Origin of the sequence: Phenylobacterium sp. (genome assembly GCF_046291545.1) — a bacterium.
Classification (GTDB): domain Bacteria; phylum Pseudomonadota; class Alphaproteobacteria; order Caulobacterales; family Caulobacteraceae; genus Phenylobacterium.
Window position 1 is genome coordinate 20,849 of record NZ_JBKBSM010000017.1, and the last position, 13,002, is coordinate 33,850.

Below are 13,002 nucleotides of genomic sequence, written 5' to 3' on the forward strand. Positions count from 1 at the left end.
GCGGGAGGGGGCGTCCGGCCCGTCAGTCCCCGTCGCGCTCGATGCGGCCGTCGAGCATGTGGATGCGGCGGTCGGCGGCGGCGGCGACGCTGGCGTCGTGGGTGACGCAGATGACCGCGCGGCCCTCGTCGTGGGCCAGGCGCTGGAACTCGTCGATGACCAGGCGGGTGTTGCCGCTGTCGAGGTTGCCGGTGGGCTCGTCGCCGAGGATCACGGCGGGGTCGTTGGCCAGGGCGCGGGCGATGGCCACCCGCTGGCGCTGGCCGCCGGACATGCGGTCGGGCCGGCGGTGCGTCTCGGCGGCGAGGCCGAGCTTTGCGAGCAGGGCCTCGGCCCGGGCCTCGCACGCGGCCGGCCCGAGACGGCCCAGGCGGCGCATGGGCAGGGCCACGTTGGCCAGGGCCGTCAGCTCCGGCAGCAGGAAGTGGAACTGGAAAACGAAGCCGATGCGCTCCAGCCGCACGGCGGTGCGCTCGGCCTCGCTGAGGTCGTCCATCGGCCGGCCGTCGACCAGGATGGCGCCGCGGGTCGGCCGGTCGAGCAGGCCCAGCAGGTAGAGCAGCGAGGACTTGCCGCAGCCGGAGGGGCCCATGATGGCCACGAACTCCCCGGGGGCGACGGTGAAGGAGACGTCCCGCACCAGGGTCACGGGTTCGGGGTCGGTGAGCGTGCGGGTGACGCCCCGGACCTCCAGCACCGGGGCGCTCACGCCGCCCCCCGCAGGATGTCCACCGGATCGACGCTGGCCGCCTTGCGCGCCGGCAGCCAGGCGGCGACCAGGGCGGAGAGGAGGGAGGCGGCGCCGGCGATGGCGTACTGGCCGATCCCCCGGTCGAGGGGCAGCTCCAAGGGCTTGCCGTCGACGGTGAGCGGAATCCGGGCGAGCGCTTCGAGCAGGGCCGCGCCCAGCAGGAACCCGGCGAGGGCGCCCAGCACCCCGACCACCAGGCCCTCGATCAGGAAGATCCCCTCCACGTCGCGGTCGGTGAAGCCCATGGCGCGCAGGATGGCGATGTCCCTGCGCTTGTCGGTCACGCTGGTGGAGACGGCCGTGTAGATCCCGAAGCTGGCCACCAGCAGGATCGCGGAAATCACCGCGTACATGATGACGTTGCGCACGACGAGCAGGTTCAGGATGTCGCGCGAGCGTTCCTGCCAGGACTCCCACTTGTAGCCCCAGCGGGCCTCCAGCGCCTCGGCCTCCGCCTGGGCGTCGTCCGGGTCGCCGACCTTGATGTGGAGCTGGTTGACGATATTGGGGCGGGCGAACAGCACCTGGGCTGTGCGCAGGAGGGCGTAGGCGGTGTTGTCGCCGGCGTAGAAGCCGGCGCGCGCGTCAGGCTCCACCAGCGCCACGATCCGCATCCGCAGCAGGACGCCGGCGGTGGAGGTGACCACCAGGGTGTCGCCGAGCTTGGCGCCCAGGCGGTCGGCGAGGGGGCGGGTGACGATGACGCCGTCCGGGCGGGCGAGCAGGTCTGAGAGGCCGCCGCCGACAAGGGTCTCCTCGATCTTGATCAGCTTGCCCTCGACGCGCGGGTCGATGCCGTTGAGCGAGATCGCCTCGGTGCGCCCGGCGTAGCGCACGGCCGCGCCGCCGGTGAGGGTGGGGGCGGCGATGGCGCCGGGCAGGGCGCGGGCGTCGTCCAGCATCGCCGACCAGCCCTTGAGCCCGCGCACCTCGTCCTGGGGGCGAACCCCGCGCACCTGGACGGCGGCCTGGCCGAAGGCCTCGGCCGCGGGCTGCAGGCTGGGCGCGCGCTGCTCGTCGCGGACGATGATGTGCGGCGCCGAGTCGATGAGCGTCCTGATGAAGTCCGACTGGGAGCCGGACATCATGCCCGAGACGGCCAGGAAGAAGCCGACGCCCACCGCCACCCCCAGGGTCGCCACCAGGGTCTGGCGCGTGCGCACCAGAAGATGGGCGAAGGCGACGTTCGCCAGGACCAGCCAGGCGCGGATCATGGGCCTTGGAGGCGGACGCGGCGGCCGTCCTTCAGATCGTCCGGCGGCGAGAGCACCACCCGTTCGCCGGGGCGCAGGCCCTGGCGCACCTCGGTGCGCTCGGCGCCCTGGGCCCCCAGCACCACCTCGCGCCGCCTGGCGCGGTCACGCTCGAGGGTCCAGACCGCGCCGTCCTTGATCGCTGCGGTGGGCACGAGCACCGCGTTCGACCGACGCTCGACCACCAGATTGGTCTCCACCGTCATGCCGGGCTTCAGAAGGGAATCGGCGCCGAGCAGCAGGCGGGCGCGGAAGGTGCGGCCGGTGGAATCCCCCTGGGGGGTGATCTCGGCGACGGTGGCGGGAAAGGTGCGGTCGGCGAAGGCGTCGGCCCGCACCACCGCCTGCTGGCCGACGGCGAGGCGGCCGACGTCGCGTTCGTCGACGTCGGCGGTCACGCGCAGGGTCGTCGGGTCGGCCACCACGAACAGGACCTCGCCCACCCGGGCCAGGTCGCCGGGCTCGGCCTCGCGGCGCAGCACGCGGCCGTCGAACGGCGCCTTGATCACGTAGTCGGCCAGGCGCGCCCGGGCGCTGGCGGCGGCCGCCTCCGCGGCGGCCTTGGTCTTGAGGGCGTCCTCATAGGCGGCCTTGGCGCCGAAGCCGGCCTGGTAGAGCCGGGTCGCGCGATCGGCGCTCGCCCGGGCCAGGGCGGCCTGGGCCTCGAGCTGCAGCGTCGTGCCGAGCTGAGGGCCGTCGTCGAGCTGGGCCAGGGTCTGGCCCCGTCGCACGGCCTGGCCCTCGACCACCAGCACCTGGCGGATGGGGGCGGTGACGATCGGGGCGACATCGGCCTGGCGGACGTATTCCACCACCCCCGAGGCGTAGACCGCATCCACCGCCTCGCCGACCTCGGCCACGGCGGAGCGCACCAGGGGCGGGCGCAGCAGCGCCCAGCCGCCGCCCGCCGCGCCGATCGCCAGGAGCACGAGCGCCGAAAGCGCGAGCCAGCGGCGCCGGCGATCGCGCCGCGCGGCCGGCCCGGCCGCCTCGGTCTTCGCGTCCGCCGCCTTGGGGTTCTGCATCAGCATCTTGACCTCGCTCGGTCCGCCGGTAGGGTATTAGACCGACGGTCGGTCTGCAATCGAAACCGGTCGAGGACAGGGCGCTGTCCTCATAGTCGCGACGAGGGAGGCGGCCATGACGCGGGTCAAAAAGCAGCCGGTGGAACGCCGGGCCGAACTGCTGGACTGCGCCCAGGCGCTGTTCTTCACCCAGGGCTACGAGGCCACGACGGTCAACGACATCCTGGCCCGGGCGAGGCTGTCGAAGGGCGCCTTCTACCACTACTTCGAATCCAAGGAGGCGCTGCTCGACGCCCTGATCGAGCGGCTCGCCGCCCAGTTCGTGGTCGAGGCCGAGGCGATCCTCGACAATCCCGAGCTCGACGCCCTGGCCCGGCTGAACGCCTTCCTGGCCCAGGGACGGCAGTGGAAGATCGAGCGCGCGCCGATGCTCCGGGCGATCCTGGAGGCGGTGCTGAAGACCGAGAACGCCGCCCTCTACCAGCGCATGCTGACGGCGACGGCGCGGGTGATCGCGCCGGTGCTCACCCGGCTGGTCGAGGAGGGGGTGCGCGGGCGCGTGTTCGACGCCCCCGCGCCGGGCCTGGTGGCCGAGGTGATCATCAAGCTGGGGGAGACCCGCCAGGCGGTGATCGTGGAGACCTTCGCCGAGGCCGAGCGCGGCGATCTGGAGGGGGCGGCCCGGCGGCTGGAGGCGCGGCTGGCGGACGAGACCGCGATGATCGAGCGGCTGCTGGGGGTGGCGCCCGGCGCCGTCACCATGGTCGAGCCCGGCTTCGTGCGCGCCATGCTGCAGGCGATGTGCTGAGGCGAGCGCCTGCGCGCCTTTTGCGCGTTGACTCGCACACGGCCATCGGAGAGGTTCCGCCGGACTCTCGCGGGAGAGATCGGATCGCAAGATTCGGAGCCGAAGGCGCAACCGCCCCGGAAACGCTCAGGCAAAAGGACCGCGACGGGCTGATGAACGCTGGAAAGTAGCCATTCGACGAGGATGGCTCGCCGAAGGAGCAGGGGGCCCTGGACAGGGGCTCTAAATCTCTCAGGCTCAGGGACAGCGGGGGCATGGCGTGAAGCGGGCTTTCCGTCCGCTTGCGTTTGGTCGTCAGCCGGAGTCCCTGTTTGTCCGAAGAGAATCTCAAGTTCACGCCGCTCCGCGACGCCCACGTCGCCGCCGGGGCGCGCATGGTTCCGTTCGCGGGCTATTCCATGCCCGTGCAGTACAAGGACGGGGTGCTCAAGGAGCACCTGTGGACCCGCGAGAGCGCGGGCCTGTTCGACGTCTCCCACATGGGCCAGGCGCGCCTGCGCGGGGTCTCGCCGCTGTCGGCGTTCGAGGAGGTCACCCCGGGCGACTTCATCGGCCTGAAGCCGGGCAAGCAGCGCTATTCGGTGCTGCTCAACAAGCAGGGCGGGATCATCGACGACCTGATGGCCGCCCGGCCCGACGACGACGGCCTGTTCGTCGTGGTCAACGGCGCCTGCAAGGACAACGACTTCAAGGTCATCGACGCCGAACTCGCCGGCCAGGTGCGCATCGAGCGCCTGGAGGACCGCGCGCTGCTGGCGCTGCAGGGGCCCAAGGCCGCCGAGGTGCTGGCCGAACATGCGCCCGAGGCCGCCAGGATGGTGTTCATGGACGCCCGCGCCATGAGCGCCTTCGGCGTCGACGCCATCGTCTCGCGCTCGGGCTACACCGGCGAGGACGGCTACGAGATCTCGGTCCCGGCCTCGGCGGCCGAACGGGTCTGGGCCACGCTCCTGGCCGACGAGCGGGTGCGGCCGATCGGCCTGGGCGCGCGCGATTCCCTGCGCCTGGAGGCGGGCCTGCCGCTCTATGGCCACGACGTGGACGAGACGGTCAGCCCGATCGAGGCGGACCTCGCCTTCGCCGTGTCGAAGAAGCGCCGGGACGCCGGCGACTTCCCGGGCGCGGCGCGGATCGCCCGCGAGCTGGAGGAGGGCCCCTCGCGCAGGCGCGTGGGCCTGAAGGTGCTGGAGGGCGCCCCGGCCCGCGAAGGCGCCGAGATCGCCGACGCCTCGGGCGCGGTGGTCGGCCGCGTCACCTCCGGCGGGTTCTCGCCGTCCCTCGGCTATCCCATCGCCATGGGCTTCGTGCCGCCGGCCCTGGCGGCCGAAGGCGCGGCCCTGAAGGTCATCGTCCGCGGCAAGGCGCAGCCCTGCGAGGTGGTCGCCATGCCGTCCGTCCCCCACCGCTACGTGCGTAAACTGAAAGCCTGAGGATCCCAGATGCGCTTCACCAAGGACCATGAATGGGTCGTCCTCGAGGGGGACGTGGCCACGGTCGGCATCACCGCCTACGCCGCCGAACAGCTCGGCGACGTGGTGTTCGTCGAGACTCCCGACGCGGGCAAGACCGTGAAGGCCGGCGACGGCCTGGCGGTGGTCGAGAGCGTCAAGGCCGCCTCCGACGTCTATGCGCCCCTGTCCGGCGAGGTGGTCGAGGGCAACGCCGCCCTGGCCGACGCCCCGGAGACCGTCAACGACACCCCCGAATCCGGCGGCTGGTTCGCCAAGATCAAGATCGCCGACAAGGCCGAGTACGACGCCCTGATGGATCGGGCGGCCTACGAGGCCTACCTGCAGACCCTCTGACCCCACGGTCCCCGCGGGGACCACAGGCCGTTCCCCGTCCGCCGCGCCCGGCGGACGGCAAAGGTTTCCCAAGCCATGCGCTACCTGCCTCTCACCCCTGACGACCGCGCCGCCATGCTGGGCGCGATCGGCGCCGCATCGGTCGACGAGCTGTTCGCCGACGTGCCCCCGGCCGCGCGGCGGGCCGAGCTGTTCGACCTGCCGCTTCACGCCGGCGAACTGGAGGTCGAGCGCGAGCTCGCCGCCCTGGCCGCCATGAACCGCACCGCCGGCGCCGGGCCCTTCTTCTGCGGCGCGGGGGCCTACCGCCACCACGTGCCGGCCACCGTGGACCACATCATCCAGCGCTCGGAATTCCTGACCAGCTACACGCCCTACCAGCCGGAGATCGCCCAGGGCACCTTGCAGGTCCTGTTCGAGTTCCAGACCCAGGTCGCCGCCCTGACCGGGCTGGAGGTGGCCAACGCCTCCATGTACGACGGCTCCACGGCCTGCGCCGAGGCGGTGATGATGGCCCAGCGCGTCACCCGCCGGGAGAAGGCGATCCTGTGCGGCGGCCTGCACCCGCACTACGCCGCCACCACCCAGACCATCGCCCACGCCGAGGGCATGGAGATCGTCCGCCAGCCCGCGGCGATCAACCCTGAGGACGCGGTGATCGCGGCCATCGACGGCGAGACCGCCTGCGTGGTCGTGCAGACGCCCAACGTGTTCGGCGTGGCCACGGATGTCTCGAAGATCGCCGAGGCGGCCCACGCCGCCGGCGCCCTGCTGATCGTGGTGACCACCGAGGCCCTGTCCTACGGCCTCCTGAAGTCGCCGGGGGAAATGGGCGCGGACATCGCCGTGGCCGAAGGCCAGTCGATCGGCAACGGCCTGAACTTCGGCGGGCCCTACGTGGGCCTGTTCGCCTGCCGCGAAAAGTTCGTGCGGATGATGCCCGGCCGCCTGGCTGGCGAGACCGTCGACGCCGAGGGGCGGCGCGGCTTCGTGCTGACGCTCTCGACCCGCGAGCAGCACATCCGCCGCGAGAAGGCGACCTCGAACATCTGCACCAACTCGGGCCTGTGCGCCCTGGCCTTCTCCATCCACCTGACGCTGCTGGGGGAAAAGGGACTGCGCCAGCTCGCTGCGGTGAACCACGCCCGGGCGCGGGAGCTGAAGGAGGCCCTGGCCGCCGTGCCCGGGGTCGAGATCCTGACGCCGCGCTTCTTCAACGAGTTCGCCGTGCGCCTGCCCAAGCCCGCGGCGCAGATGGTGGACGCCCTGCTCGCCGACGGGATCGTCGCCGGCGTGCCGTTCTCGCGCCTGGACCCCGGCGCGGGCATGGACGACGTGCTGCTCGTCGCCGCCACCGAAACCACCACGCCTGAGGACATCGCCGCCTTCGCCGCGGCGCTTCAGCGGAGGATCGCCCAATGACCATGCTGAACGTCGGCCGTCCCACCCGCCCCGAGGGCGCCGTCGAGGTGACGCCCGCCTCGCTCACCGGCGGCCGCGGCCTGCTGCAGGACGAGGCCCTGATCTTCGAACGCGACGGCTGGACCAAGACCGGCGTCGACCTGCCCGAGCCGTCGCGGGACGCCGACGACCTGGAAGGGCTCGTCCGCGACGCCCCGATCGGCCTGCCGGGGCTGTCGGAGCCCGAGGCGGTGCGCCACTACGTGCGCCTGAGCCAGAAGAACCACGCCATCGACCTGGCGCTCTATCCGCTGGGCTCGTGCACCATGAAGCACAACCCGCGGCTGAACGAGAAGGCGGCCCGCATGGCCGGCTTCGCCGACGTCCATCCGCTGCAGCCGGTCGCCTCGGTGCAGGGGGCGCTGGCGCTGATCGACCGGCTGGCGCACTGGCTGAAGACGCTGACCGGGATGCCAGCGGTGGCCATGTCGCCCAAGGCCGGCGCCCACGGCGAGCTCTGCGGCCTGCTGGCCATCCGCGCCGCGCACGAGGCCCGCGGCGATGCGGCCCGCCGCCGGGTGCTGGTGCCGACCTCGGCCCACGGCACCAATCCGGCGACCGCCGCCTTCGTCGGCTATTCGGTGGAAGAGATCGCCCAGACCGACGATGGCCGCGTCGACCTCGGCGACCTGGCCGCCAAGCTGGGCCCGGACGTGGCCGCCATCATGGTCACCAACCCCAACACCTGCGGCCTGTTCGAGCGGGACATCATCGAGATCGCGCGGCTGACGCACGAGGCGGGCGCCTACTTCTATTGCGACGGGGCCAACTTCAACGCCATCGTCGGCAAGGTGCGGCCGGGCGACCTGGGCGTCGACGCCATGCACATCAACCTGCACAAGACCTTCTCCACCCCGCACGGCGGCGGCGGCCCCGGCGCCGGGCCGGTGGTGCTGTCGCAGGCGCTGGCGCCGTTCGCGCCGGCGCCCTGGGTGGTGCACGGAGAAGCCGGGTTCCACCTGGTCGAGGAGGCCGAAGGCCCCGCCGCCCAGGCCTTCGGCCGGATGAGCGCCTTCCACGGGCAGATGGGCATGTTCGTGCGCGCCTACGCCTACATGCTGAGCCACGGCGCCGACGGCCTGCGCCAGGTGGCCGAGGACGCGGTGCTGAACGCCAACTACGTCAAGGCGCGCCTGGCCGACGTGATGACGCCGGCCTTCCCCGACGGCCCCTGCATGCACGAGGCCCTGTTCGACGACGCCTGGCTGGAGGGGACGGGGGTCACCACCCTGGACTTCGCCAAGGCCATGATCGACGAGGGCTTCCACCCCATGACCATGTACTTCCCGCTGGTGGTGCATGGGGCCATGCTGATCGAGCCGACCGAGACGGAGTCCAAGCAGGAGCTCGACCGCTTCTGCGACGCCATGCGGGCGCTGGCCGAGGCGGCCAAGGCCGGGGACGTGGCCCGCTTCAAGGGCGCGCCCTACCTCGCGCCGATGCGCCGGCTGGACGAGACCCTGGCCGCGCGCAAGCCGCGGCTGACCTGGAAGCCCTAGAGCGCCTCGCGCTTCAGGGGAGCGAGGGCGGCCAGGCTGATCAGGGCCGCCGCGCTGAGATAGACGCCGACCGGGACCAGGCCGCCCCGGTCGGCCAGCGCCTGGGCGATCATGGGGGCCAGGCCCCCGCCGAGGATGCCGCCGACGTTGAACGCCACCGAGGCGCCCGTGTAGCGCACCCGCGCCGGGAACAGGCCCGGCAGGAAGGCGCCGAGCGGGCCGTAGACGAAGCCCATCATCAGGAGCGCCAGCGACAGGAAGGCCCAGATCATCAGGAGCGAGCCGGAGCCCATCATCGGGGCCATCAGCAGCCCGCCGACGATCACCATCAGGCAGCCCGCCATCAGCACCCGGCGCGGGTTCGTCGCATCCGACCACCAGCCCGCAAGGACGATGCCCAGGGCCATGAAGCCGATGGCGCCGAGCTGCACCGCCAGGAAGGTCTCGCGGCTGTAGCCGAGGTTGGTGACGCCATAGCCCAGGGCGAAGGCGGTGGAGAGGTAGAAGACCGCAAAACAGGCGACAACGGCGAAGGTGCCGCCCAGGGTCTCGCGCGGGTAGCGGCGCAGGAGCTCGGCGAGGGGCACCTGGGGCGGCGGCGCCTCGGCCATGGCCTCGGCGAAGGCGGGCGTCTCGGTCAGCTTCAGCCGCACCCAAAGGCCGAGGCCCACCAGGACCACGCTGGCCAGGAACGGCAGGCGCCAGCCCCAGGCCAGGAACTGTTCGGGGGTGAGGGCGACGCCCAGGATCAGGAACAGGCCGTTGGCGGCGATGAAGCCCACCGGCGCGCCGAGCTGGGGGAACATGCCGAAGCGCGCGCGCCAGCCGGGCGGGGCGTTCTCCACGGCCAGCAGGGCCGCCCCGCCCCATTCGCCGCCCAGGCCGAAGCCCTGGCCGAAGCGCAGGATGCACAGGAGCAGCGGCGCCACCCAGCCGACCATGGCGTAGGTCGGCAGGAAGGCGATGGCCACCGTCGAGCCGCCCATCAGCATCAGCGAGGCCACCAGGGTCGACTTGCGCCCGATCCGGTCGCCGAAGTGGCCGAAGACGAAGGCGCCCAGCGGCCGGGCGAAGAAGGCGATGGCGAAGGTGGCGTAGGCCGAGAGCAGCTGCGCCGAGGGCGAGGCCGCCGGGAAGAACAGGGGGCCGAACACCAGGGAGGCGGCCGTGGCGTAGATGTAGAAGTCGTAGAATTCCACCGCCGTGCCGACGAGGCTGGCCGCGAGCACGCGGCGGGCCGACGGCGCGGCCGCCGCGGAGCTGGACTGACGCATGGGCACCCCCCCAAATGTGAACGCCAGGGCTTGGTCGTCCGGGGGCCTGCCGTCAAGTCCGCCTTGAAGTCGAGCCGATCGTCTGTAACTGAGACCCAATAACCCAAGGGAGGGACGATGCATTACGCTGAGCTGCAGAAGGCCTGGGCCGAACTGACCGCCCCGGGCGCGCCGTTCGAGATCGTCGAGGTCGAGGTGCGCGGCCAGATGCTGCGCTGCTACAAGAACGCCCCGCCCAACATCCGCGCCTTCTGGCTATCCACCGCCGCCTTCGGCGATCGGCCCTACCTGGTCTATCAGGACGAGCGGATCACCTACGCCGAGGCCCACGCCAAGGTCGCCTCCATCGCCAACTGGCTGGTCAGCAAGGGCGTCGGCCACGGCGACCGCGTGGCCATCGCCATGCGCAACTATCCCGAATGGCTGCTGATCTACTGGGCCTGCGTCTCGATCGGCGTCGCCGCGGTCGGCATGAACGCCTGGTGGACCGCCGAGGAGATGGACTACGCCCTCAGCGACTCCAAGCCCAAGGTGCTGTTCGCCGACGCCGAGCGCCTGGCGCGGGTGGCCGAGAAGCCGCAGATGGCCCAGGGCATGACCGTGGTGGCCGTCCGCGCCGACCCGCCGGTCGGCGCCGTGGCCTGGTCCGAGGTCGTCGCCCAGGGCGGGACCATGCCCGACGCCCAGATCGATCCGGACGACGACGCCTGCATCTTCTACACCTCGGGCACGACGGGTCACCCGAAGGGCGCGCAGCTCACCCATCGCGGCTGCGTGGCCAATCTCTTCAACATGCTGTTCTCCGGCCAGGCCCAGGGCCTGGCGACCCAGCGGGCGACCGGCGTGGCCCCGCCGGACCCGGCGACCGCGCCGCCGCCGGCGGCCCTGCTCACCACGCCGCTGTTCCACGTGACGGCCAACAACTGCGGGGCGTACCTGGTCACGGCCGCAGGCGGCAAGATCGTGCTGATGTACCGCTGGGACGCGGGCGAGGCCCTGAAGCTGATCGAGCGCGAGAAGGTCAGCGCCATGAGCGGCGTGCCGGTGATGGCGCGCGAGCTGATCGGCCACCCGGACTTCGCCACGACCGACACCTCCAGCCTGGTGTCCCTCGGCGGCGGCGGCGCGCAACTGCAGCCGGACCTGGTGGCCAAGATCGACTCCTCGGTCGCCACCGCCCGGCCGAACACCGGCTACGGCATGACCGAGACCTGCGGGATCATCACCTCGGTGTCCGGGGACTTCTTCGTCGACAAGCCGGACAGCGCCGGCCCGGCCATGCCCACCTTCGAGATCAAGTGCGTGGACGACGAGGGCCGCACCCTGCCGCGCGGCGAGGTCGGCGAGCTGTGGGTCAAGGGCTCGCCGGTGATCAAGGGCTACATCAACCGGCCCGAGGCGACCGCCCAGTCGATCACCGACGGCTGGCTGCACACCGGCGACGTGGCCCGGATCGACGAGGACGGCTTCATCTTTATCGTCGACCGCAAGAAGGACATGGTGCTGCGCGGCGGCGAGAACATCTATTGCGCCGAGGTGGAGAGCTGCATCTTCCGCCATCCGGCGGTGGCCGAGTGCTGCGTGTTCGGCGTGCCGGACCCGCGCCTGGGCGAGGAGGTCGGGGCGGCCGTGGTGCTCAAGCCCGGGCAGAGCCTGACCGAGGAGGAGCTGCGCGCCCACTGCGCTTCGCTGATCGCCAAGCACAAGATCCCGCGGTTCATCTGGTTCATGGAGGAGTCCCTGCCGCGCAACGCCTCGGGCAAGTTCCTGAAGCGCGAGCTGCGCGAGCGGCTGGCGCCGGCGGCGGCCTAGACGCCGTGCGCGCCCTCCAGGCCCAGGTGCTGGAGTCGGTCGATGACTACGCCGACGTCGAGCTGCCGGACCCGCAGCCCGGGCCGGGCCAGGTGCGCATCCGCGTGCGCGCCTGCGGCGTCGGCTACGTCGACGCGCTGGTCTCGCTCGGCCGCTACCAGGTCAAGCCGCCCCTGCCGCACATTCCGGGCGGCGAGGTGGCCGGAGAGATCGACGCCCTGGGCGAGGGCGTGGAGGGCCTGGCCCTCGGCGACCGGGTGATGGCCCAGGCGGCCGGCGGCTTCGCCGAACGCGTCTGCGCTCCGTCGGCCGGGGTCGTGCGGCTGCCGCAGGGCCTCGACTTCGCCGCCGCCTCGGGCCTTCGGATCAACTACCTGACCGCCCTGCACGGGCTTCGCCAGCGCGGCGGGCTGAAGGCCGGCGAACGGCTGCTGGTGCTGGGCGCGGCCGGGGGCGTCGGCACGGCGGCGGTGCAGGTGGGCCGGCTCCTCGGCGCCGAGGTGATCGCCGCGGCCTCCACCGAGGAGAAGCGCGCCTTCGCAGCCGCGCACGGCGCCCATGCGGTGCTCGACACCGAGCCGGAGGGCTGGCGCGAGCGGCTGAAGGCGGCCACCGGCGGCAAGGGGCCGGACGTCGTCTTCGACCCGGTCTGCGGACCGCTGTTCCAGCCGGCGTTCCGGTCGCTGGCCTGGGGCGGGCGCCACCTTGTGGTGGGCTTCGCAGGCGGGCCGATCCCCGCCCTGCCGGCCAACCTCACCCTGATGAAGGGGGCCGGGCTGATCGGCGTGGACGTGCGCCAGTTCCTGCTGTTCGAGGCCGAGCAGGCCCGGGCCGACCTTGCCGAGCTGCTGGGCTGGATCGCCGAGGGCCGGATGACGCCGCCGGTCGGGCGGGTGTTTCCCTTCGCCGAGGCCAAGGCGGCGCTGAGCTACGCCCTCTCGGGCCAGGGCGCCGGCAAGACGGTGCTGACGATCGGCTAGGCCGAGACGGCCGCCGCGGCGCTCAGCGCATCTCCGGCAGGCGCGTGACCATCGGCGCGTCGGGATCCTCGCTCGGCGGCGGGACCTTGGGAACGCTGGCCGGCAGCGGCGGGGCGACGACGGGCGCGGCGTTCTCCGTGACCACCAGGGGCGCGGCCTGGGGCTCGAGCAGGCGCTGCTCGGCGGGGGCCGCGTCCGCCGCGGTTTCGGCGGCAGGCGCCTTCGGCGTCTCCGCGCGGGCCACCCGCTGCACCCTGGGCTGCGGAGCGGTGCGCGCGGGCGCCGGCTCGGCGACGGCCACCGCCGCCAGCGGCGCGGACGGGGCGGGGGACAG

Annotated in this window: 11 protein-coding genes, 1 pseudogene and 1 riboswitch; of the genes and pseudogenes, 7 read left to right on the forward strand and 5 right to left on the reverse strand. The window is 72.5% G+C overall.

The annotated features are described in order from the left end of the window. Positions 1 to 22 precede the first annotated feature (22 nt). From ACK4YQ_RS18690 to ACK4YQ_RS18700, 3 genes are read right to left on the reverse strand one after another with little or no spacing between them, the layout of a single operon-like run. Complete coding sequence (locus ACK4YQ_RS18690; RefSeq protein WP_409613544.1) at positions 23 to 709, reverse strand: ABC transporter ATP-binding protein; 687 nt, start codon at positions 707 to 709, stop codon at positions 23 to 25. Then, the gene (locus tag ACK4YQ_RS18695; RefSeq protein ID WP_409613546.1) at positions 706 to 1,965 is read right to left on the reverse strand and encodes an ABC transporter permease; all 1,260 of its coding nucleotides are present in this window, start codon (positions 1,963 to 1,965) and stop codon (positions 706 to 708) included. The genes ACK4YQ_RS18690 and ACK4YQ_RS18695 overlap by 4 nt, the downstream gene beginning before the upstream one ends. After that, complete coding sequence (locus ACK4YQ_RS18700) at positions 1,962 to 3,035, reverse strand: efflux RND transporter periplasmic adaptor subunit (RefSeq protein WP_409613549.1); 1,074 nt, start codon at positions 3,033 to 3,035, stop codon at positions 1,962 to 1,964. The genes ACK4YQ_RS18695 and ACK4YQ_RS18700 overlap by 4 nt, the downstream gene beginning before the upstream one ends. A gap of 109 nt (positions 3,036 to 3,144) precedes the next feature. Between ACK4YQ_RS18700 and ACK4YQ_RS18705 the strand changes: the two genes are divergently transcribed. The 5 genes from ACK4YQ_RS18705 (at position 3,145) to gcvPB (ending at position 8,602) form a co-directional block, all read left to right on the forward strand. Beyond that, positions 3,145 to 3,837 carry a TetR/AcrR family transcriptional regulator gene (locus ACK4YQ_RS18705; protein WP_409613551.1) on the forward strand — a complete coding sequence of 231 codons (693 nt, stop codon included), beginning with the start codon at positions 3,145 to 3,147 and terminating at the stop codon, positions 3,835 to 3,837. A gap of 60 nt (positions 3,838 to 3,897) precedes the next feature. Further along, positions 3,898 to 3,989: riboswitch (glycine riboswitch) on the forward strand. A 159-nt stretch (positions 3,990 to 4,148) separates the two neighbouring features. Next, positions 4,149 to 5,267, forward strand: coding sequence for a glycine cleavage system aminomethyltransferase GcvT (gene gcvT, locus ACK4YQ_RS18710; RefSeq protein ID WP_409613554.1), 1,119 nt, complete (start codon positions 4,149 to 4,151; stop codon positions 5,265 to 5,267). 9 nt (positions 5,268 to 5,276) lie between these two features. Beyond that, positions 5,277 to 5,642, forward strand: a complete 366-nt coding sequence (gene gcvH / locus ACK4YQ_RS18715) for a glycine cleavage system protein GcvH (protein ID WP_409613556.1) — start codon at positions 5,277 to 5,279, stop codon at positions 5,640 to 5,642. Positions 5,643 to 5,717: 75 nt separating this feature from the next. After that, positions 5,718 to 7,064: an aminomethyl-transferring glycine dehydrogenase subunit GcvPA gene (gcvPA, locus tag ACK4YQ_RS18720; RefSeq protein WP_409613559.1), complete on the forward strand. Its 1,347-nt coding sequence runs from the start codon at positions 5,718 to 5,720 to the stop codon at positions 7,062 to 7,064. Next, the gene (gcvPB, locus tag ACK4YQ_RS18725) at positions 7,061 to 8,602 is read left to right on the forward strand and encodes an aminomethyl-transferring glycine dehydrogenase subunit GcvPB (RefSeq protein ID WP_409613562.1); all 1,542 of its coding nucleotides are present in this window, start codon (positions 7,061 to 7,063) and stop codon (positions 8,600 to 8,602) included. The genes gcvPA and gcvPB overlap by 4 nt, the downstream gene beginning before the upstream one ends. Here the strand turns inward: gcvPB and ACK4YQ_RS18730 are convergent. Further along, positions 8,599 to 9,876: an MFS transporter gene (locus ACK4YQ_RS18730; protein WP_409613565.1), complete on the reverse strand. Its 1,278-nt coding sequence runs from the start codon at positions 9,874 to 9,876 to the stop codon at positions 8,599 to 8,601. The genes gcvPB and ACK4YQ_RS18730 overlap by 4 nt on opposite strands. A gap of 117 nt (positions 9,877 to 9,993) precedes the next feature. Here ACK4YQ_RS18730 and ACK4YQ_RS18735 point away from each other — a divergent pair, with 117 nt between their 5' ends. Both ACK4YQ_RS18735 and ACK4YQ_RS18740 read left to right on the forward strand, forming a co-directional pair. After that, entirely contained in the window at positions 9,994 to 11,688 is a 1,695-nt protein-coding gene (locus ACK4YQ_RS18735) for a class I adenylate-forming enzyme family protein (RefSeq protein WP_409613566.1), read from the forward strand. A 5-nt stretch (positions 11,689 to 11,693) separates the two neighbouring features. Continuing rightward, positions 11,694 to 12,668 carry an NADPH:quinone oxidoreductase family protein gene (locus tag ACK4YQ_RS18740; protein WP_409613569.1) on the forward strand — a complete coding sequence of 325 codons (975 nt, stop codon included), beginning with the start codon at positions 11,694 to 11,696 and terminating at the stop codon, positions 12,666 to 12,668. A gap of 22 nt (positions 12,669 to 12,690) precedes the next feature. Here ACK4YQ_RS18740 and ACK4YQ_RS18745 read toward each other — a convergent pair. Beyond that, a pseudogene (locus ACK4YQ_RS18745) lies at positions 12,691 to 13,002 on the reverse strand (hypothetical protein); the annotation flags it as partial.